This window comes from Aestuariivita boseongensis (assembly GCF_001262635.1).
Classification (GTDB): Bacteria; Pseudomonadota; Alphaproteobacteria; order Rhodobacterales; family Rhodobacteraceae; genus Aestuariivita; species Aestuariivita boseongensis.
Genome location: NZ_JXYH01000002.1, coordinates 1 through 20,411, shown reverse-complemented (window position 1 = coordinate 20,411; position 20,411 = coordinate 1). Strand labels below are relative to the sequence as shown.

Annotated in this window: 24 protein-coding genes; 12 read left to right on the top strand and 12 right to left on the bottom strand. The window is 61.9% G+C overall.

Annotated features, from left to right (window positions below):
• Positions 1–34: 34 nt before the first annotated feature.
• On the top strand, positions 35–382 hold the full coding sequence (locus TR61_RS01105; RefSeq protein WP_216595347.1) for a hypothetical protein: 348 nt from the start codon (positions 35–37) through the stop codon (positions 380–382).
• A 61-nt stretch (positions 383–443) separates the two neighbouring features.
• Here TR61_RS01105 and TR61_RS01100 read toward each other — a convergent pair whose 3' ends face one another.
• The 6 genes from TR61_RS01100 to TR61_RS01075 all read right to left on the bottom strand — a co-directional run bounded on the left by TR61_RS01100 (position 444) and on the right by TR61_RS01075 (position 6,605).
• The gene (locus TR61_RS01100; protein ID WP_050927703.1) at positions 444–1,001 is read right to left on the bottom strand and encodes a hypothetical protein; all 558 of its coding nucleotides are present in this window, start codon (positions 999–1,001) and stop codon (positions 444–446) included.
• Positions 1,002–1,160: 159 nt separating this feature from the next.
• Positions 1,161–2,825, bottom strand: a complete 1,665-nt coding sequence (locus tag TR61_RS01095; protein ID WP_050927702.1) for a tetratricopeptide repeat protein — start codon at positions 2,823–2,825, stop codon at positions 1,161–1,163.
• Between the two features lie 18 nt (positions 2,826–2,843).
• Positions 2,844–4,052, bottom strand: a complete 1,209-nt coding sequence (locus TR61_RS01090; protein WP_050927701.1) for an MFS transporter — start codon at positions 4,050–4,052, stop codon at positions 2,844–2,846.
• Positions 4,053–4,100: 48 nt separating this feature from the next.
• Positions 4,101–4,448: a potassium channel family protein gene (locus tag TR61_RS01085; RefSeq protein ID WP_050927700.1), complete on the bottom strand. Its 348-nt coding sequence runs from the start codon at positions 4,446–4,448 to the stop codon at positions 4,101–4,103.
• The gene (locus TR61_RS01080; protein WP_050927699.1) at positions 4,445–5,092 is read right to left on the bottom strand and encodes a DsbA family oxidoreductase; all 648 of its coding nucleotides are present in this window, start codon (positions 5,090–5,092) and stop codon (positions 4,445–4,447) included. Before TR61_RS01080 ends, TR61_RS01085 begins: the two co-directional genes overlap by 4 nt.
• The gene (locus tag TR61_RS01075; RefSeq protein WP_050927698.1) at positions 5,085–6,605 is read right to left on the bottom strand and encodes a class I adenylate-forming enzyme family protein; all 1,521 of its coding nucleotides are present in this window, start codon (positions 6,603–6,605) and stop codon (positions 5,085–5,087) included. The genes TR61_RS01080 and TR61_RS01075 overlap by 8 nt, the downstream gene beginning before the upstream one ends.
• 65 nt (positions 6,606–6,670) lie before the next feature.
• Between TR61_RS01075 and TR61_RS01070 the strand changes: the two genes are divergently transcribed.
• Positions 6,671–7,294, top strand: a complete 624-nt coding sequence (locus TR61_RS01070) for a helix-turn-helix domain-containing protein (RefSeq protein ID WP_050927697.1) — start codon at positions 6,671–6,673, stop codon at positions 7,292–7,294.
• Here the strand turns inward: TR61_RS01070 and TR61_RS01065 are convergent.
• The 5 genes from TR61_RS01065 to TR61_RS01045 all read right to left on the bottom strand — a co-directional run bounded on the left by TR61_RS01065 (position 7,291) and on the right by TR61_RS01045 (position 11,891).
• A complete protein-coding gene (locus TR61_RS01065; RefSeq protein ID WP_050927696.1) occupies positions 7,291–7,533 on the bottom strand; it encodes a hypothetical protein in 243 nt (80 codons plus the stop codon). The two genes, TR61_RS01070 and TR61_RS01065, sit on opposite strands and share 4 nt — an antisense overlap.
• A gap of 98 nt (positions 7,534–7,631) precedes the next feature.
• A complete protein-coding gene (locus tag TR61_RS01060; RefSeq protein WP_050927695.1) occupies positions 7,632–8,294 on the bottom strand; it encodes an aquaporin in 663 nt (220 codons plus the stop codon).
• Positions 8,291–8,773, bottom strand: coding sequence for an arsenate reductase ArsC (locus TR61_RS01055; RefSeq protein WP_050927694.1), 483 nt, complete (start codon positions 8,771–8,773; stop codon positions 8,291–8,293). The genes TR61_RS01060 and TR61_RS01055 overlap by 4 nt, the downstream gene beginning before the upstream one ends.
• A gap of 73 nt (positions 8,774–8,846) precedes the next feature.
• Positions 8,847–10,562, bottom strand: a complete 1,716-nt coding sequence (locus TR61_RS01050) for an extracellular solute-binding protein (RefSeq protein ID WP_082181788.1) — start codon at positions 10,560–10,562, stop codon at positions 8,847–8,849.
• 297 nt (positions 10,563–10,859) lie between these two features.
• Positions 10,860–11,891, bottom strand: coding sequence for a dipeptidase (locus tag TR61_RS01045; RefSeq protein ID WP_050927692.1), 1,032 nt, complete (start codon positions 11,889–11,891; stop codon positions 10,860–10,862).
• Between the two features lie 197 nt (positions 11,892–12,088).
• Between TR61_RS01045 and TR61_RS01040 the strand changes: the two genes are divergently transcribed.
• From TR61_RS01040 to TR61_RS01030, 3 genes are read left to right on the top strand one after another with little or no spacing between them, the layout of a single operon-like run.
• Positions 12,089–12,862 carry a 3-hydroxybutyrate dehydrogenase gene (locus tag TR61_RS01040; RefSeq protein WP_050927691.1) on the top strand — a complete coding sequence of 258 codons (774 nt, stop codon included), beginning with the start codon at positions 12,089–12,091 and terminating at the stop codon, positions 12,860–12,862.
• Positions 12,859–13,185 carry a pentapeptide repeat-containing protein gene (locus tag TR61_RS01035; RefSeq protein ID WP_050927690.1) on the top strand — a complete coding sequence of 109 codons (327 nt, stop codon included), beginning with the start codon at positions 12,859–12,861 and terminating at the stop codon, positions 13,183–13,185. The genes TR61_RS01040 and TR61_RS01035 overlap by 4 nt, the downstream gene beginning before the upstream one ends.
• Positions 13,182–14,213, top strand: a complete 1,032-nt coding sequence (locus TR61_RS01030; RefSeq protein ID WP_050927689.1) for a patatin-like phospholipase family protein — start codon at positions 13,182–13,184, stop codon at positions 14,211–14,213. Before TR61_RS01035 ends, TR61_RS01030 begins: the two co-directional genes overlap by 4 nt.
• Before the next feature lies 1 nt (position 14,214).
• Here TR61_RS01030 and TR61_RS01025 read toward each other — a convergent pair whose 3' ends face one another.
• Positions 14,215–14,871 (bottom strand): PAS domain-containing protein, encoded by a 657-nt coding sequence (locus TR61_RS01025; protein WP_050927688.1) that lies wholly within the window; start codon positions 14,869–14,871, stop codon positions 14,215–14,217.
• A gap of 222 nt (positions 14,872–15,093) precedes the next feature.
• On the opposite strand from TR61_RS01025, the gene TR61_RS01020 reads away from it, so the two are divergent.
• The 7 genes from TR61_RS01020 to TR61_RS00990 all read left to right on the top strand — a co-directional run.
• Positions 15,094–15,984, top strand: a complete 891-nt coding sequence (locus tag TR61_RS01020; RefSeq protein ID WP_050927687.1) for a YicC/YloC family endoribonuclease — start codon at positions 15,094–15,096, stop codon at positions 15,982–15,984.
• A 9-nt stretch (positions 15,985–15,993) separates the two neighbouring features.
• Positions 15,994–16,635: a guanylate kinase gene (gene gmk, locus TR61_RS01015; protein WP_050927686.1), complete on the top strand. Its 642-nt coding sequence runs from the start codon at positions 15,994–15,996 to the stop codon at positions 16,633–16,635.
• Positions 16,632–17,153 carry a gamma carbonic anhydrase family protein gene (locus TR61_RS01010; protein WP_050927685.1) on the top strand — a complete coding sequence of 174 codons (522 nt, stop codon included), beginning with the start codon at positions 16,632–16,634 and terminating at the stop codon, positions 17,151–17,153. The genes gmk and TR61_RS01010 overlap by 4 nt, the downstream gene beginning before the upstream one ends.
• Before the next feature lie 3 nt (positions 17,154–17,156).
• Entirely contained in the window at positions 17,157–17,480 is a 324-nt protein-coding gene (locus tag TR61_RS01005) for a hypothetical protein (RefSeq protein ID WP_050927684.1), read from the top strand.
• On the top strand, positions 17,477–18,667 hold the full coding sequence (locus tag TR61_RS01000) for a trans-sulfuration enzyme family protein (RefSeq protein ID WP_050927683.1): 1,191 nt from the start codon (positions 17,477–17,479) through the stop codon (positions 18,665–18,667). Before TR61_RS01005 ends, TR61_RS01000 begins: the two co-directional genes overlap by 4 nt.
• Positions 18,668–18,670: 3 nt before the next feature.
• A complete protein-coding gene (locus TR61_RS00995) occupies positions 18,671–19,723 on the top strand; it encodes a sensor histidine kinase (RefSeq protein ID WP_050927682.1) in 1,053 nt (350 codons plus the stop codon).
• 85 nt (positions 19,724–19,808) lie between these two features.
• Positions 19,809–20,411 (top strand): phosphate ABC transporter ATP-binding protein (locus TR61_RS00990; protein ID WP_050927840.1); only part of this gene is annotated, 603 nt, incomplete at its 3' end.

Sequence of the window (20,411 nt, the reverse complement as noted above, 5' to 3'; positions counted from 1 at the left end):
CAACTCAGTGAAGATTTCGATTGCCGTGGCCGGTTTGACGGTGGCCCTTTTTCTTGCCGGGTGCGGCGTACCGGCTGAAGAGATGGAAGCGCGCAAGGCACAGTTTGTTGGCAAACCCTTGTCGGATGTGTCTGCAGCCATTGGACGCCCTTCGGCGCAGGACCGCAAACAGGCGATCTGGACCTACAAGAACAGCTATGTGACCCGGATACCGATCCAGAGTCTGCGGAATGGAACGTGGGTCACGATCGGTTATCGCAATCAAACGAACACGGTCAGCTGTACTCTAACCGCACAGGTTTCTCAGGGCGTTGTGGTGTCGACGCAATATGAAGGAAACAGCTGCGCCCGTTTCGCGCCACCTTTGTCAGATGCCGCCTAGGTTCAAATTCTCGAACTGAGACAGGGAGCGGGAGGGCCATCGCCCTCCCGCTGAGGTCAAGTCAGTTTATTGACTCAAGTGCTTGTTTGGAAAAGCTATCTGTCACTTCTGTATAGCGCTTTTCAGGGCTGGTGTTTGAATTCACAGCCATCGCAACAAGAATGCCAAAGCCTGATCCCGTCATCGCACCGGATACGCCGGTCACATTTTGAACGGCAATCACTTCTCCGCTGCGCGCATCGCGCAGGATTACGTTTCCGGACATCCGGCTGTTCGCTCCCATCAGCACGACGCCACCATCTGTGGCCATTTGCACGCCGGTGACCTGGGCCTCGACATTAACGGGTGTCTGTCCGGTGAAGGCCGGTACAAAATTAGTCTGCATTGCACGGGTGAGATAGGATTTCAGCGTCTCGACCGTCTGTTCCTTTGGCTCGTTCTTGAACCGGGGCAGTTCGTTGACGCGGACGTCTTCTGATACAGAGATCGTGAGCGCGTTGACCTTGTACGTCGCTGTGGCAGCCGGTGCTTTCGATGCAGTTGTGGCCGTTGTATCCCCGCAGGCCGTCAGCGCAAAGGCAAGGCAGAATCCCAGGGCAAGTTTCAGGCTTCCGTACATAAGTGTTGTGTTCCTTGTTCTACTCATGATTGTACAAGGTAGTGGTACGGCAGGACGTTTGCCAACGCAATCCGAAGCAACGCGAAGTCGACATTTTGGAGTGTTCCGAGCGTATGACCTTGGGTCACGCGCTTATGCGCAGGACGTTCTGGCTGCGCTCTACTGAGCGGCACGCATCGCCGCCTGAGCACAGAAGCACGACGCCGCCACGGCACGGTCGGCCCGTGCAAGAGCGATATCGAGGCGTTGCCTGATCTGGACGATCTCGACCGTTTCACCGCGCGCTTTCAGGCAGTCGTGAAGACCGCGCAAGGACCACAGGTTGTCGGGATGCACCGTTGCGCGGCTGAGCTGACCGCCAAGGCCCAGATCCTCGCGGTAGACGGCTTCGGCCTCGTCCACGCGGCCCTGTTCGAACAAGAGCGCCCCAAGCGCATGGCGCGTGGGCTGCATCCAGCCCCAGGGTTCGTCATAGGGCAGGGTGTCGTCAATCTGGACCGACCGACGGAGATGGGCGAAGGCCGCGTCGTAATTGCCTTTGCGGTACTCAATCTCTCCGCGCAGCATTTCAACCGCGATGCCCAGCAGATCCTGCACGGTGTTGTTGTGCAACAGTCGCGTGTCAGGCACGCGGGCCTTGGCGGCAAGGAAGACCTGTTCCTCGGCCTCGGCCTCTTCCACCCGGCCAAGGGCGGCGAAGGCCACGGCGCGGGCGTAATGCACATTCGCGGTGAGGGTCGCGTAAAGCGCCTGATCTTCGGGCGGCTCCATCGCGATCAGGTCGTCCCAGCGGCCGAAGCGGACAAGGATATGCGGCTCCATCGCCAGGTAGCTTTCGAAATAGTCGGCCATTGGCGGGCTTTTGATCCGCAGCATGTCTTCGGGCGTGGTGTCGGCCATGCCGCGCACGGCCTCCAGCGCCGGTTCGATCTGGCCCAGAAACAGCGCGCCATACATGATGAAATGGTAATTGTGCTGGCGGTAGCCGGTATAGATATTGAACGCCCCTTCACGGGCGTAATATTTCAGATCCGCCTCGACCGCTTTCTGGTTCCAGTAGACCACGTCGCGATACTGACCACACAGCACATCGATATGGGTGGGCATGTGCACCAGATGGCCCGCGTCGGGGCAAAGCGTGCGCAGCACGTCACCTGCTTTCAGCGCTTTTTCCGGGGTCGGGGACATCTCCATCAGGTGGACGTAAAGATGCAAGAGCCCCGGATGGGCCATGGCACCCGGCTGACCCTCCATCGCGTCTTCCAGAACCTTCTGGCATTCCAGCGTTGCGGCCCCTTCGGCGGGTCCGCCTTTGGCCAGATCCCACATATTCCACGGGGTGAGGTTCAAAAGCGCCTCGGCATAGATCGTGCGCAGGTCCAGATGATCGGGCTGTTGGGCGAAGGCTGCGCGCATGGCGTCGGCGAAGTCGTGGTTCCACCGATCCATATCCTGGGCCAGATCGGCCTGCGGATAGCGGTCGGGCAGGGCGCGGATCAGCGCGGCTTCGGGGCCGGTGACACCGTCCAGGCGCGAAAGTGCCTCTTGCGTGGCGGCGTGGGATGTGGCCAGCGCCTCGGCCCGGCCCTGATCGTCAAAAAGCTCCCACGGCATGTTGTAATTGGGGCCAGAGGCATAGGCGATGCCCCACCACGCCATGGCACACATGGGATCGGCGGCGGCGGCTTTCTGAAAGCATTTCACCGCCTCTTCATGGTTATAGCCATAGGTCCAGATCAGGCCCCGGTCGAACCAAAGCTGCGCGTCGGCCGAAGTGGTTGTGATCGGGCAGGAATAGCTGCCAAGATCATAATAGTCGTCCATAATCTGTCCCCTTGTGCCTCAGGCAGTCAGGCGCCTTTCCACCCGGCCCATTTGCAGCATCAATCCAAAGCCTATCGCAGCAAGTACGAAAATGCCAAATGTCAGCGGAAAGAGGGATCCGTTGAAGGTCAGCCCGATGGGTGCTGCGATGGCCGCTGCCGAAATCGTGGCAATGCCCGAGATGGTGGAGGCTGCCATGCCCGCGATATGGCCCATCGGTTCCATCGCGATGGCGTTGAGATTGCCCATCGTGGTGCCGGCCATGAAGAACACATAGGACTGCCACAAAAGGAACAGCGCAAACAGCGTCGTGCCATCCATGTTCGACATGCCCACCGGCACCATGGCACCGGCAAGGATCACCTGCAGACCCAGCGACCAGGTTACCATGCGTCGCATGCCCACGCGCACCACCAATGCGGCGTTGACGAAACTGCCACTGGCCGAGACCGCGGCGATGGCGCCAAACCAATAGGGGAAGGTTTCGGCGCGGTCGAAGATCACCTCATAGACGGGGTGCACAAGCGACAGCATCAGAAACAGGATCGCCAGGCAGAGCGATTGCACCAGGATCGACATGCGCACCGCGGGATGGGCAAACATCTCTTTCACCGCAGCCCAGAGAAGATGCGCGCGGAAGGGGCGGCGGTTTTCCATCGCCAGCGACTCGGGCAGGCGCAGCCACATCCAGGTGACAAAGATGCAGGCAAACAGGATGAAGGCCAGAAAGATCGACCGCCAGCCCGCCAGCGCGATGATGCCTGCACCCATCAGCGGGGCAAAGGCGGGAAAGATCGTGAAGATCATCATCGCAATGGAGACGATGCGCGCCATTTCGCGCCCCGCGTAAAGGTCGCGCACGACCGCCAGCGACACGATCCGCGGTGCGGCGGCCCCCAGCCCCTGCACCACGCGGGCAGCCAGAACGACCTCAAGCGAGGTGCTGAAATAGGCCACCGCGGCAGCGATGATGTATAGCGCCGCCCCGGCCACGATCACGCGTTTGCGGCCGAAAGCATCCGACAGAGGGCCGGTGAAGAAGGTGCCCACGCCGATACCCAGCACAAAAGACGTCAGGATAAGCTGCGCGTTGTTCATCGCGTCGGGGCTGAGCTCGCGCCCGATCTCGGGCAGGGCGGGCAGCATCGCGTCGATGGAAAAGGCAATCGCCGCGAACATCATCGCGATCAGCGCAATGAATTCGGCGCGGGACATGGGATGGTTCATGCCGCAGCTTTGTCGCAAAGCGCCCGCTGCGGCAAGGGCCGTTCGGGCTCAGCCGTCCTGTTTCGGCTTTTGGTCCTTGTTGGCGCTGGCCGACCGGTCAAGCCGGCCCACAAGCCATTCGGTATGCTCTTCCCGCTTGCGCATGGTGTAGAGGCCGAATTGCTGGATCGCCACGGCGAAAACGCCAAGTCCAACGAAGATGAACACCGTGGTGCCGATCTTACCCAGGGCCGTGGCCGGAACGAGAGAGCCATAGCCCACCGTCGACAGCGTGATGACGGTAAAGAAATAGGCGTCGAGCCAGCTCCACCCTTCCACGAGACGAAAGAAAACCGTGCCGGAGGTCACGACCAGCACAAGGCTGAAGACAAGGGTGGCGACCTTGAACGGGATCATGCGGAGATCTGCTCCTTCAGTTCCTCGATCACTTTGACCCACAGATCGGGCGGCTGCGCACCGGGCACGGCATGTTTGCCGGCCACGATGAAGGTAGGTACGGAATTGACGCCCATCTTGCGGCTGTGGGCGTCGCGGGCGCGGATCTCATCCCGGTCGCTGTCCGAAGCCAGAAGGCGCAGGATCACGGCGGCGTCCATTTCAATCGCGTCGGCGATATCGGCCAGAACCTCGTGATCGCCGATATCGCGCCCTTCCTCGAAATAGGCTTTGAAAAGTGCCGAGACAGCGGCTGTCTGCCGCCCTTCGATGCCTGCCCAGTGGATCAGGCGGTGGGCATCCAGCGTGTTGGGCGTGCGCTGCATCTTTTCGAACTGGATCTTCAGCCCAGCCTTTTCGGCATGTTCCACCACGGGGGCATAGGCCCGCACGGCCCCGTCCTTGCCGCCGAATTTCCCCTCCAGATAGGCACGGCGATCCATACCGCCCTCGGGCATATCGGGGTTCAGCTGGAAGGGGTGCCATTCGATCATGAAGGGATGATCGGGCACCTGGGCCAGCGCCTGATCCAGGTGGGCCTTGCCGATATAACACCAGGGGCAGATCGGGTCGGACAGGATATCAAGTTTGATCGTTTCAGCCATGGGTCGCGTCCGGGACAAGGGATTTCAGGGACCGGCGCAAAAGCTTGCCATTGGGGCCGGTGGGCAGTTCGGGCAGATAGATATACATGCGGGGTTGTTTGTAACGGGCCAGGCGCGTGGCTGCAAATGCGGCCAGATCAGCCTCGGGGATGGGGGCGGGACCGGTATAGAAGGCGGCGATCACGCGGGCGTCCTGTTTCACCTCAACCTCGGCGCAGCCGACGGCGGTGATGCCGGGATGGGTGGTCAGCGCCTGCTCCACCTCGATCGGGGAGACGCGATAGCCGCCGGCGTTCATCATGTCATCGGCGCGGCCCAGATAATGGACCTGATCATCGGCAGCCATGATCCCCTGATCGCCCGTCAGGAACCAGTCGCCCTGAAACCGCGCGGCAGTGTCTTCGGGAGCGCCGAGATATTCCAGCATCAGGCCCGGATCGCCCCTGTGCACGGCGATTACCCCCTGTTCACCGCGTGGCACCGGCCCGTGATCACCCAGAATGGCGATCCGGCGGCCCTGCTGCGGTTGACCCAAGGCATTGTCGCGCGCCGGATGATCGGGAGAGGCGGAGATAAAGGTGGAAATCTCGGACATGCCATAGGCTTCATAGACCGGTTTGCCGGTGGCGTCCTCCCAGGCGGTTTTGAGGGTGGGCGAGAGCTTCTCACCGGCGGAAAGCGCATGGCGCAGGGCTGGCAAGTCGAGCGTGTCATGCTGCTTGAGGATCTGGCGGTAAACACCCGGAGCCGCTGCGAATATCGTGGCTTCATGTTGTCGAAGCAAAGCGGGGATATCCGCAGGAGCGGTGCCCGGTGCGGTGATCAAGGCGGTTGCGCCCATGGTCCAGGGATCCATGACGCCGGTGCCCAGCGTATAGGTCCAGTTGAAGGCGCCCGCATGTAGCAGCCTGTCTTCTGCCGTCAGCCCGTACCAGCCCCGCATCATCATCTGGCGCGCCCAGATGGCGCGATGGGCATGAAGCACCGCGCGCGGCTGGCCTGACGTGCCCGAGGTATAGACGATGTAACCGGGCCGGTCGGGATCACCCATCGCAAAATCCGCAGGTGAAAGCCTGTGCATCGGCTCCAGCGCCGAGGCATCCAGCCTCGCGGGATGACCGGGGCAGGGCACGCCCGGCTGGTGCAGGATCAGCGCCGGGTTCAGATCGGCGATGATCCGCGCCACCTCGGCTTCGGTCAATTGGGACGAACTGGGGACCGGCAAAAGCCCCGCTGTAATGGCCCCCAGATAGGCCAGCGGAAATTCCGGCGTGTTGCCCAGACGCAGAAGGACGATATCACCCGGCATCAAACCCAGGGTCAGAAATCCGGTGGCAATGCCGCGTACGGCCGCTTCGATCTGGGCATAACTCCAGTTCTCGGCACCGTCCCGGCCCAGTACGGACAGGGCGATCTTGTCAGGCTGGTTTTTTGCGCACGACAGCACATGCGCGGCCATATTAAAGGGCGCGGGGCAAGGGGCAGGCGGGCCTTGATCGAAGACGGAGTCCATGGTCCACCGCTAGCCGTACCTGCACGGCGTTGCAAGGGCGCGCGGTGCCGCCTATAGATCAGGACATGAGTTCGAAAGACCCACGCGCATTGATCCGCATCGCCCGCGCAAGCGGCGAGGATGCCTTGGCCGAGCCCCTTGATCTGGGTGCGCGTGTACGCGCGCTCCGCAAGGCACGGGACTGGACGCTGGAACAGGCCGCCAGTCAGGCGGGGCTGGCCCGGTCGACCCTGTCGAAGATCGAAAACGGTCAGATGTCGCCCACCTATGAGGCGCTCAAGAAGCTGGCGGTGGGGCTTGAGATTTCGGTTCCGCAGCTGTTCACCCCGCCGCAGGACGATCGTGTGAACGGGCGAATGGCAGTGACCAAATCGGGCGAGGGTTCAGCCCATGTGACTGCCACATATGAGCATGAGCTTTTGGCCGATACCTTGAGCAAGAAGCAGATGCTGCCCTATCGCGCGCGGGTGCGCGCGCGGTCGATGGAGGAATTCGACGGCTGGGTGCGCCATGATGGCGAGGAATTCCTCTATGTGCTGACCGGCGTGATCAAGCTTTATACCGAGTTCTATGAACCGGTTGAGATGCGCCGGGGCGACAGCGCCTATTACGATGCAACGATGGGCCACAATGTCGTATCCGTCAGCGACGAGGATGCAACAATCCTGTGGGTGACGTCTTTGGCTTAAGCCTCGGAACGTGCGCGGAAATCGAAGGCTTCGCGCGCAAGCTGTTCGACGAACAGGAAATCGTCCAGTTCTTCGCGTGCTTCGTTCAGCGTCAGGTCGTGGGTATCTGCGAGATAGGCCTCAAACCGCGCCCGGTCGGTTTTGGCAAAAGGCATCGCCCCATCATCAAGGTTTGGGAAGCGGTGCTTGATACGGGCAAACCATTCGCCCCAATTCATTGTCAGATCAGACCAGGTCATAGTACTTCTCCCTATGGCTCCCGATCCGTGACTTGGCGAAGGTCCGGACTTGTTCGCGCTTGATTATGCGACAGCATTTGGCGCTGTCTGCATTAAAATCAAGCAGAATCTGAATCGAAAAGCGGACGAAGGGTCAGATGTGCGATACCGACGGCTGCGATCTGAGCCAGAATGAAGAGCGGAATGTGACCCGGATAGATACCGGCGAAGGTGTCTGTAAAGCCCCGTGCGATGGTCACGGCGGGGTTGGCGAAACTGGTGGATGCGGTGAACCAGTAAGCCCCGGTGATGTAGAGCGCGACAAGCGTGGGCACGGCATCCGGGCGGCTTTTCAGCCCGCCGAAGATTACGAACAGTAGCCCGAACGTGGCCACGGCTTCGGCGAACCATTGCGCGCCGCCGGTGCGGTGCATGGTGGTTGAGCTTTGCAAAAGCGCCAGATCGAACATCCCATGCGCGGCCCAGACGCCCAGAACCGCGCCGATGATCTGCACCGCCACATATTGCAGCGCAAGGGAGGGTGCGATCTCGCCCCGCAGCAGGAAGGCAAACGTCACGGCGGGGTTGAAATGCGCGCCTGAGATCGGACCCAGAACGGTGATGATCGCATAAAGCATGCATCCGGTGGCAATCGCATTGGCCAGGAGCGCCAGCCCGATAAGATCGTTTGAGAGCTGTTGGGCCATGATGCCCGAACCAACCACACTGATCAGAAGAAGGGCGGTGCCAAGGGCTTCAGCGGCAAGTCTGCGGGCGGTCATGGCAGTTTCCCGATCTGGTTCAGCGCGTTCTGAAGGCCCGCGCGGTCTTCGGACAGGGTGTCGAGAGGGAGAGACAGAAATGCCTCCGCCCGGCGGCGCAGAGTGTCATAGGCATCTGCGAACGCCTTGGGTTGATCCGCTGCCGTGGCTGCGGCCGGGTCTTCCACGCCCCAATGGGCGCGCACGGGGGCACCGGGCCAGATCGGGCAGGTCTCTTCCGCGGCGGAACCGCAAACGGTGATCACCACGTCCATCTCAGGTGCATCCTCTGCCGCGAATTCATCCCAGCTTTTCGACCGGGCAGCGCTGGTGTCATAGCCATGCGCGTCCAGCAGTTTCAGCGATTGCGGATGGACCTCTCCGGCGGGCTGGCTGCCAGCGGAATACGCGGTCACCCGGCCCGCGCCGTGATGGTTCAGAATGTGTTCCAGAAGGATAGAGCGGGCCGAATTGCCGGTGCACAGAACCAGGATATTCATGGGTCTTCCGTTTGGTGGGCATGTGCGCCTCGCTGTAACAGCCCCTCTGTAACAGTTTTACGACAGATGGGCGTCAATCCGCCTCGGACCACCAGACATGGGGCATCCATTCCACACCGTCGCCATAGACCGGCACTGTGTCAGGGAATTTCAGATGCGCGGCATGGGCGATGCGGCCCACGTCGAACTGCCAGATCGGGATGACATAGCGCCCGGCCGTCAGCACCCTGTCGAGCGCGCGGACGGCGGCCTGAAACTCTTCGGCCCTTTCGGTGTTCAACATGGTGTCGATCATCGCATCCACCGCGGGCGAGGCCACACCCATCAGGTTGCGCGTACCTTCTCTATTGGCGTTTTCGGACCCCCAGTAAAGCCGCTGCTCGTTGCCCGGCGACAGCGACAGATCGCGGCGGAAATCGGTCATGTCGAAATCCAGCGCGGCGATGCGTTCATTATACTGCGCATCATCCACCACAGACAGGGTGGTGGCGATACCCAACCGTTCCAGCGCCTGGACGTAAATGTTGATCATTGTCTGCAGATCGCTTGCACCCTGCCGCAACAGGATATCAAAGGTGAAAGGTTGCCCGCTGGCGTTTGTCAGCACACCCTCGGTGACGGTCCAGCCCGCCTCGGCCAGAAGCCGCGTGGCTTCGCGCAAGTTCCCACGGTTGCGGGCGCTGCCATCGCTTTGGGGCAATACATAGCCGTCCAGAGCGCCAGGGGGCAGGTCATCGGCGAAAGGCGCAAGCAAGGCGCGCACACGGCCTTCGGCGGGGCCGGGGCGCATGGCCAAGGCAGAGTTCGAGAAATACGAGGTGATGCGCGGCTGCACGCCGCCCGTCATCGTGTCGTTGATGAATTCGAAGTTATACGCGTGGATCATCGCGGCGCGCACGCGCCAGTCGTCAAAGGGCGGTTTGCGGGTGTTCATCACGAAACCCGTCATGCCTGACGGTTTGGAGTGCGGAATTTCCGATTTGATCACACGGCCATCGCGGATAGCCGGGAAATCATAGCTCGAAGCCCATTTTTCCGCGTTGAATTCCCGGACTGCGGTCAGTTCGCCGGCCTTGAACGCCTCGAACAGGACGGTCTGATCTCCGAAAAACTCGATCCGGATCGTGTCGAGGTTTTGCGTGCCCCGGCGCAATGGCAGGTCGCGACCCCAATAGTCGGGGTTGCGGTTCAATTCAAGAAACCGCCCGGCCTCGAAATCCCGGGGCACATAGGCGCCGGTGCCGATGGGCACCTGATCAAGGCCGGACTGGGTGAAATCCGCGCCCTCCCATTGCGCCTTTTTCAGGATCGGACGCAGGCCTGCGATCAGCGCCAGTTCGCGGTTGGCCTCGTTAAAGCGGATGCGCACGGAACGGGGTCCGGTTTGATCGATCCCGTCGATCCGGCCCCAAAGCCCGCGATAGCGCAGGTGGCCCACGGTCCCCAATGTCTCGTAGGACCAGATAACATCTTCGATCGTGACGGGAGTGCCGTCCCAGAACCGGGCCTCCTCCCGCAGGGTGAATTCGACCCAAGACCGGTCTTCGGCGGCTTCCACTGATTCGGCCAGAAGCCCGTAAAGCGTGAAGGGTTCGTCCCAGGATCGGCCCATCAGACCCTCGTAAGACAGAAATCTCAACTGCCAGGGTGGGGTGCCTTTCGGGATGAACGGGTTGAGGCTGTCGAAGCCACCGGTATTGCCAAAGACAACCCGCCCGCCTTTGGGCGCGTCAGCATTGACATAACTCAATGACACAAAATCCGGTGGAAGCGCCGGGTCGCCATACATAGCTATGCCATGGCGTGGCTCGGCCCCTGCCGGAATCGCCGCGAGAATCGCCAATCCGGCGAGCGCCGCACGCAGATTTGCTGAGAAAAAAACTGATGTCACTTCGGCAACAATCCTGCTCGGACCCTATTTTATTATGCCCTGAGCGTAGCGGGACAGTTATTGATTTTCAAACTTTTAGCTTGGATGCCGCGGGGGAATTGCCTATAAAGGGGTTACTGCTCGATAGGTTTCTTGCCTGTATGAAACCTGCCTCAATAACTTAACGCCCGCTTCGTGCGGGCGTTTTTTTTTGGCTCAGCGCCAGGTGGCGTCCAGGACGCGCATCCAGTTTTCAAAACAGATCTTTTCGATCAGCCCGGCAGGGTATCCATGACGCTGCATAGCGTCAACGAGACGGGGCAGGCCGCCCGCATCGCCGATGGGTTTGGGCACGACCGCGCCATCAAAATCCGATCCCAGTGCGACGCAGTCGCTGCCTGCCTTGGCCATCATGTGATCCAGATGGGCCAGCATCACATCAAGCCCCAGTTCGGGCAGCATCTTGCCATCGGCGCGCAGCATGGCGGTGGCGAAGTTCAGGCCCGCAATGCCGCCCGTCTCGCCAATGGCGCGCAGCTGATCGTCTGTCAGGTTGCGGCTGTGGGGGCAAATCGCGTGGGCATTGGAATGGGTGGCGATCAGCGGATCCTGACTGCTGCGCGCCACGTCCCAGAAACCCGCTTCGGTGATATGCGACAGATCCAGCGCGATGCCCCGTGCGTTGCACTGCGCCACCAGATCAAAGCCCAGAGGGGTCAGCCCACCACCGGTATCTGGGGAAGAGGGGAAGCGGAACGGCACGCCTTCGCCGAAAGCTGTCGGTCGGCTCCAGACCGGCCCGAGGGAGCGCAGCCCCATCTCATAAAGCCGGTCCAGCATGGCGAAATCGGGATCAATCGGTTCACAGCCTTCCAGATGCAGGATGGCTGCGATCTGCCCTGTGTCCGCGCAGGCGCGGATCTGATCGGTTGAGGTGCAGATGGTCAGATGGCCCGCCTCCTGCAGGGCCAGAAGGTATCCGGCCTCGATCAGGGCTGTCTCTTGCGCGGGCTCCAGATCAATGGCCGGTGGCAGCGGCAAATCATAGCTGTCCTTGCGCATCTCGGCGGTCAGTGCGGCCAGATCGCCCTTGGACGGCACCCAGATCGCGAAGAACCCGCCGACCATTCCACCCCGTTGCAGCTTGGGCAGGTCGATATGTCCCGGCAACCCGGTATCAAACCCGGCGATCCCGTCACGGCGCAGAAGCTGGGTCAGAAGGTCGTTATGGCCGTCAAAGATTTTCATGAGCTGTCCTTTCGGAGGCGGGCGGGTCTCGTCTTACCCATCCTATGGGGCGATGGCCGGGTCAAGCCGGGGCCGCAAGCGACTTCGGCCCGGCATGGGCAAAAGCCGCCGACCACGGAAAATTGCGCGCAAGGGCTGTTTTCTTTGCAGGTGCAGCATGTCACTCTGACTGCAAACCAATCTGGAAGGAATGTCTTATGTCTCTGACGGGAAAAACTGCTGTCATCACCGGGTCGAATTCCGGGATCGGGCTGGGAATTGCGTGGGAGCTGGCGCGCGCAGGCGCAGATGTGGTGCTGAACTCCTTCACAGACCGGGACGAGGATCATGCCATCGCGACAGAGATCGCCCAGGAAACAGGCGTGTCCGCGCAATATATCAAGGCGGATATGTCGAAGGGCGATGAGTGCCGGGCGCTGATCGAACAGGCCGGTGCCTGCGATATTCTGGTGAACAATGCCGGTATCCAGTATGTCTGCCCAATCGACGAATTTCCGGTCGACAAATGGGACGCGATTATCGCGATCAACCTGAACTCGGCGTTCCATACGACGGCGGCCGCCCTGCCGATGATGCGCAAGGCAGGCTGGGGCCGGGTGATCAACATTGCCTCGGCCCACGGGCTGACGGCCTCGCCCTACAAGGCGGCTTATGTGGCGGCCAAGCACGGGATCGTGGGCATGACCAAGACCGTGGCGTTAGAGACCGCACGCGATCCGATCACGGCGAATGCAATCTGCCCCGGCTATGTGCTGACCCCGCTGGTCGAAGCGCAAATCCCGGACACGATGGAGAAATACGACATGGGCCGCGAAGAGGTGATCGAGAAGGTGATGCTGGAACGCCAGCCTTCGAAGGAATTCGCGACCGTGGAACAGCTGGGTGGCACGGCGGTATTCCTGTGTTCGGATGCGGCCGCGCAGATCACCGGCACGACGATCAGCGTGGATGGCGGGTGGACCGCGCTATGAGTGATGAACCGACAACGCCCGTTTCCCTTGTTGTGGAAGAACGTGACGCAAGCGACGCCCGCTTTCGCGCAGTGCTGCTGGATCGCGCCACGTTCCGCGACGTGTCGATGACGGATACGCATTTCTCCGACACCACCCTTGCAGGGAGCCGGTTCGACAATGTGAACCTGTCGGAGGCCCGGCTGCGCAATGTGCGGATGGAGGACGTTCGTATCGACAATGCCAACCTGACCAATGTGTCCATCACCAATGCCAATATGTCCGGCATGACGATCAACGGCATTCTGGTCAGCGATCTGCTGGACAAGTGGATGACAGAGTGACCGCACGGCGCATCAATCTGGCTCTGCAGGGCGGCGGCGCGCATGGTGCGTTCACCTGGGGCGTGCTGGACCGGCTGCTTGAGGAGGACGATCTTGAGATCGCGGGCATCTCGGGCACCTCGGCGGGGGCGCTAAACGGGGCCGCTTTGAAAGCCGGGCTGGTCGCGGGGGGCCGCGAGGCGGCGCGCGCGAACCTGGACTGGCTTTGGGCACAGGTGGGCGCGGTGCACGACATGCGCATGACCACCTGGATGCGCGGGCTTGAGCCGTCGTTCATCGCGCAGGCCATCGAATATTCAGTGCCATTTTCGGTGGCGGATACATGGTCGCGGATGGTGTCGCCCTACAGCTATGGGCCGTTTTACAAAAACCCCCTGCAATCCATCGTCGAACGGTTCGATTTCGGCCGGGTCTGCGCCGATCAGGGGCCGGATCTGTTCATCTGCGCCACCTGCGTGCGTACCGGCAAGATCCGCATCTTTGACGGTGAAGACATCAGCACCGATGCCATCCTGGCCTCGGCCTGTTTGCCCACGCTGTTTCAGGCGGTCGAGATCCACAACCCCGAGACGGGGGAGATGGATGCCTATTGGGATGGCGGCTATACCGGCAACCCGGCGCTGTTTCCGCTTTTCGCCGATCATCTGCCCGCTGACATCGTGATCGTGAACATCAACCCGCTGGAACGCGACCAGCTGCCGGTCACCCCTCAGCAGATCCAGAACCGGATCAACGAGATCAGCTTCAATTCCTCGCTCTTTCGGGAGCTGCGGGCGATTTCATTCGTTCAGCGCCTGCTGGACGAGGGCAAGCTGGAGCCGGGATCGATGGCGCGGTTGTACCTGCACATGATTGCCGATGACCAGTTGATGAATGATCTGTCCGTGGCCACGAAACTGGTGCCCACCGCGCCGGTTCTGGACCGGCTGAAGCGCGCCGGTCGCGCGGCGGCCGAGCGGTTCCTGGACGAAGACGCCCCGCGTCTGGGGCAAGCCAGCACCGTCGACCTGCGCGAGATGTTTGGCTGAGTTACGCGTCTTCCTCGGCGGAATATACCAGCTTGATGCGCGGCTGACGTTCGAACGGTGCGGGCGCTTCGGCGAAGGCCCGGTTTGGCGCGGGCGCTGTATAGGTCGATTGAAACACCGGCTTGATGGATGTTTCGCCCAGTTCCATCCGATACGCGTCAGAGGCCAGAGGGCCCGCCATCTTGATCGCGCCAAGGATCCGGCTGACGCGGCCCATGTCGCACAGCATCGGCAAAAGTACCATGCGCCCTGGCACATCGGGCGCGCGCTGCAGACTGCGGGCTTTCAGGTCGGCCTCGATAATGGCGGGGGTGTCGAGACAGGCTTCAACGGCCGAGGTCATGTCCTGCCTGCCGGTGCTGCGGAAGAAGGACGAGATCGGCATGCCGCGCACCTCCATGCCCGCAAGCTGGGTCCAGTCGCTGCCGGCGATGCGAAACCGCGCGACACCGGGCGCGATGCGTTCCAGAATGAAGACATGTTCCAGCACATCGACCAGCCCGCGGGGATTGATCTGCGATCGTTTGGGCAGGTCATTGCCCGTGCGCAAAGCCGACCAATAGCCTTCGACCATGCGCAGAGGATTGACCTTTTGGCCCAGGCGGAACCTGTCCAGCGGGATGATATTCTCACTTGCTCCATCAGATCTGTGCGTCATCTCATGCTCCCATCACAATGGCGCTGGCGGGTCGTCCGGCGGGGTGCCCCCATCCCGCAAAATCTCGGACGCGCCGCGTCGCGCTGATCGCAAAATGACACAAATTCCTATAAAACTCTCAGCACTTTTGTAACCTTTGGTTAATCCGGCGGCGGTTTTCCGGGGGGTTGCCCTGCGCGGGGCATTTGCTTTAGGTGCGGCCAAGCGAAAGCGGGGGATTTCATGATCAGATCCATGACGGGCTTTGCCTCGGCCAAGGGGGCGCTGGCGCCGTATTCCTGGGGATGGGAGCTGCGTTCGGTCAACTCCAAGGGGCTGGATTTGCGCCTGCGGGTACCGGACTGGATTTCAGGCTTGGAAGCCGGGCTGCGCGCGCAGCTGGGCCGGGCGGTGCAGCGGGGCAGCGTGACCCTGTCGCTGCGCGTCATGCGCGAAGACACCGGCGGTGTGATGCAGCTGAACCGCGCGGCGCTGGAGGCCGTGCTGACCGCACTGGCGGAGGTGGAGGCCGAAGCACTGGAACGCGGAATGACCCTGGCGCCGTCCAAAGCGGCTGATCTGATGAGCCTTCGGGGCGTCCTGGAAACCGGCAGTGACGAGGATGACACCACGACGCTTGCCAAAACGCTTCTGGCCGAAGCCGAAGCACTGATCGCCGATTTCCTGAAGATGCGCGCGGAAGAGGGCGTGGCGCTGGACAAGATCCTGCGCGGCCAGCTTGACCAGATCGCCGTGCTGACCGATCAGGCCGCCGCGCTGGCCGAGGCGCGCAAAGACGACATGGCGCAGGCGCTCAAGGCCAATCTGGCGCGCGTGATGGACAACACAGACAGCGCCGATCCCCAGCGCGTGGCGCAGGAACTGGCCCTGATCGCCGTGAAGGCGGACGTGACCGAGGAAATCGACCGGCTGCGCGCCCATATCGACGCGGCGATCACCCTTCTGGACGAGGCGGGCGCGGTCGGCCGGAAGCTGGATTTCCTGATGCAAGAGTTCAACCGGGAGGCCAACACGCTTTGTTCCAAGTCGCAATCGACCGATCTGACCGCCGTGGGGCTGTCGCTGAAGGCGGTCATTGACCAGATGCGTGAACAGGTCCAGAACGTCGAATAAGGGGACAGCATGAGCAAGCGTCGCGGACTTCTGATTATTCTCAGCTCGCCTTCCGGGGCGGGTAAATCCACGCTCGCGCGGCGGCTGCGCGACTGGGATCCGACGATCGTGTTCTCGGTCTCGGCCACCACCCGCGCGCCCCGTCCGGGGGAGGTGGATGGCACAGACTATCGCTTTACCAGCGAGGCCGAGTTCAAGACGATGGTGGCTGAAGGTCAGATGCTGGAACATGCGCATGTCTTCGGCAATTTCTATGGCTCTCCCATGGGGCCGGTGCAGGACGCCATCGAAGACGGCAAGGACGTCCTGTTCGATATCGACTGGCAGGGCGCGCAGCAGATCGCCAATTCGGCGCTGCAGGATCATGTTCTGTCGATCTTCCTGCTGCCACCGTCCATTTCCGAACTGCATCGCCGGCTGGTTGACCGCGCTCAGGATGATGCCGCGACCATTGCCCGGCGCATGTCCAAAAGCTGGGACGAGATCAGCCATTGGGACAGCTATGACTATGTGCTGGTCAACGACGATCTGGACGCCACCGAAGCGCGGCTGCAAACCATCGTCTCGGCCACGCGCCTGCGGCGCAGCCAGCAGCCCGGCATGCTGGACCATGTGCGTGCCCTGCAAACCCAATTCGAGGATTTGACATGACCATCTATGCCCTTGGCGACAAAACTCCGCAGATCCATCCCGACACATGGGTGGCACCTGATGCCAACCTGATCGGGCTTGTGGTGCTGGAAGAAGGCGCCTCGGTCTGGTTCGGGGCGACGATCCGCGCCGATCACGAGGAAATCCGCGTGGGCCGTGGATCGAATGTGCAGGAAAACTGCGTGATGCATATTGATGCTGGTCTGCCGCTGAGCATTGGCGAAAACTGCACCATCGGCCACAAGGTCATGCTGCATGGCTGTACCATCGGCAACAACACCCTGATCGGGATGGGGGCCACGGTGCTGAATGGTGCCAGGATCGGCAATAACTGCCTGATCGGGGCAGGGGCGCTGATCACCGAAAACAAGGTCATCCCCGATGGCAGCCTTGTGATGGGCGCGCCAGGCAAGGTCGTGCGCGAACTGGATGACGCCGCCATCAAGATGCTGGAAGGCAGCGCCCTGCATTACCAGCAACAGATGCGAACCTATCGCGACAGCCTGAAAGCGCTCTGACCCATGCCGCATGCCGATCTGAAATACTCCGCCGATCTTGAGATCGACGCGCCCGCCCTGCTGGAAGGGATCGAAGCGATCCTGCAACGCCATGACCCCGGATCGGGCGATTGCAAGGGCCGCGCGTATCCTGCCGCGATCAGCCATCACCGGCATCTGATCGTCGATATTTCACTACTTCCCAAAGCCCATCGCGACGCGGCTTTCATGGCCGCCCTGCGCACCGATCTGGCGAACTATCTGAAAGACGCGCTGCCGCGCCCCTGCTGGATGTCGCTTGAGCTGCGTTTCAGCGGCGAGAACTATGTGACGGAGTTTCTGGAATGAGCCGCAATCACAAGGGCTCTCTCATCCGCCCGGTGCCGCTGCCTGAAAGCGCCAGCGCGCCTGTCGTCACGCCTTTGTCGCCTTCGGTGGTCTATTCCAGCGACACGCCCGATGCGCTGGATGCGCAATATGAAGGCCGCGTGCATGGCTATACCTATGCGCGCGAAGGCCACCCCAATGCCGATGTGGTCGCGCGCCGAATGGATGCGCTGGAAGGCTATGAAAACGGCATCGTTCTGGGGTCGGGCATGGCGGCGGTTTCGGCCGTGCTGCTGGGGCTTTTGAACACCGGAGATCATGTGGTGGGCGGCAACCAGCTTTATGGCCGGTCGCTGCGCCTGATGGCAGAGGATTTGCCGCGCATGGGCATCACCACCACGCTGGCCGATCCCGGCGATATCGCAGCGGTCAAGGCCGCGATCCGCCCCGAAACCAAAATGATCCTGGTCGAAGTCGTGTCGAACCCGACGCTGCGGCTGGCCGACATCGAAGGCATCGCGACACTGGCCCGCGACAAGGGGCTTCTCTTCGTGGTCGACAACACGTTTACCACCCCGCGCGGCTTCCGGCCTGTCGATTGGGGCGCCGATATTGTCATCCAGTCACTGACCAAGCTTCTGGCGGGTCATTCCGATGTGACATTGGGCTATGTGGCGGCGAAAGACCCGGGTCTGAACGACCGGATGCGCGTTTTCGCCGTGACCACTGGCATGACGCCCAGCCCCTTTGACTGCTGGCTGGCCGAACGCGGCATGCTGACTTTCGATCTGCGCTTTGACCGCGCGCAATCCACCGCGCGGCTGCTGGCCGATCATCTGGCCGCGCTGCCGGGGGTCAAACAGGTGCTATATCCAGGCCGCACCGATCACCCCGATCACGCCCGCGCCACGACGCTTTTGGGCGATCGGAGCGGCAATATGGTCAGTTTCGAGCTGAAGGGCGGCCGCGCCGAGGCAAATGCGTTCACCCGTGCCGCGCAAGGACTGAGTTTTGCGCCAACGCTGGGGGATGTGGGCACGACGCTGTCGCATCCCGCGTCCTCTTCTCACCGGGCGTTGACGCCTGAGGGGCGCGCGGCCCTGGGCATTTCCGAAGGGTTCTTCCGCGTCTCGGTCGGGCTGGAAGACCCCGACGCGCTGCTGGGCGTGTTCTCCACCGCGGTGGCCGAGGCTACGGGGCAGGGATAACCCATGACCGGATCCGCCAGCATCATCAGCGCCGCCTTGGCCGCCGTGCCGATGCCCGCCTTGCTGGTCGATCGCACCGAACGGATCGTGGCGGCCAATGCCGATGCGCAAACCCTGCTGGGCCCGCAGATCGAAACCCGCCATTTCGCCACCATCCTGCGTCAGCCTCCGATACTGGATGCCATCGAAGCCTGTCTGCGCGACAGCCTGCCCAAGACCGCGCCGTTTCTGTCGAATGACGGCGCGCAGGACACGACCTTTACCGCCACCTGCCGCTTTGTGCCCGGCGTGGGTGCGCGCGAAGCGGGCGGTGTTCTGGTCAGCTTTCAGGATATCACCCATGTGGAACAGGCCGGCCAGATGCGCCGGGATTTCGTCGCCAATGTCAGCCATGAACTGCGCACGCCGCTAACGGCCCTGATGGGATTCATCGAAACCCTGCGTGGCCCTGCCAAGGACGACCCAGAAGCGCGCGCGCGGTTCCTGAACATCATGAAGGGAGAGGCCGCGCGCATGAACCGGCTGGTGGGTGATCTGCTCTCGCTCAGCCGGGTGGAGGGGGAGGAGCGTATTCGCCCCACCACGCGGGTGGACCTTGCGGCGCTGCTACAGTCCACGATCCGCAGCCTGCGACCCCTTGCCGACGAAGCCGGGACGACGATCACCTTTGAGGGCGGTGACACACCGCTGATGATCCCGGGCGATGCCGACCAGTTGCAGCAAGTTTTCACAAACCTGGTGGAAAATGCGATCAAGTATGGGCACAAAGGCGGCCACGTGACGATCAGCCTGACCGAAAGCGACCGCGACGGGGCCCTGCGAGGGCCTTCCGTGCGGGTGCAGGTGGCCGATGACGGCCCGGGCATCGACCCGGTGCACCTGCCGCGCCTGACCGAACGGTTCTACCGCGCCGACAGCCACCGGTCGCGGGAACTGGGCGGCACGGGGCTGGGCCTGGCCATCGTCAAACATATCGTGAACCGCCATCGCGGGCGTTTGCGTGTGTCGAGCGAATTGGGCGAAGGATCGGTGTTCACCGTCATCCTGCCGAAATAGATACCGGGCATCCGGGCTTGGAAGATGGGGAACGGGCCTCTAGGGTCGCGCCAGTGCGAATCCGGTGAAATATGGGAAACCGTGCATGGAAGACACAGCAGACATCGCAGAGGTGGCAGAGATCGACACCGCCAAGATCAGCGCGCGGCACGTGAACGTCTTTTACGGGGACAATCACGCCATCAAGGATGTCAGCGTCGATATCGCCGACAAGACGGTCACGGCCTTCATCGGCCCGTCAGGCTGCGGGAAATCGACATTCCTGCGCTGTATCAACAGGATGAACGACACAATTGATGTGGCACGGATCGAAGGCGATATCCTGCTGGATGGCGAGGATATCTATGACGCTAAGGTCGATCCGGTGCAGCTGCGCGCCCGTGTAGGCATGGTGTTTCAGAAACCCAACCCCTTTCCGAAGTCGATCTATGACAACGTGGCCTATGGGCCGAAAATCCACGGCATGGCCAAGAACAAGGCCGATCTGGACGACATCGTCGAGCGCGCCTTGCGCCGCGGCGCCATTTGGGACGAGGTGAAAGACCGCCTGCATGAGCCCGGCACCGGGCTGTCGGGCGGCCAGCAGCAGCGGTTGTGCATCGCGCGGGCCGTCGCGACCGAGCCAGAGGTCTTGCTGATGGACGAGCCATGCTCGGCGCTGGACCCCATCGCCACCGCGCAGGTGGAA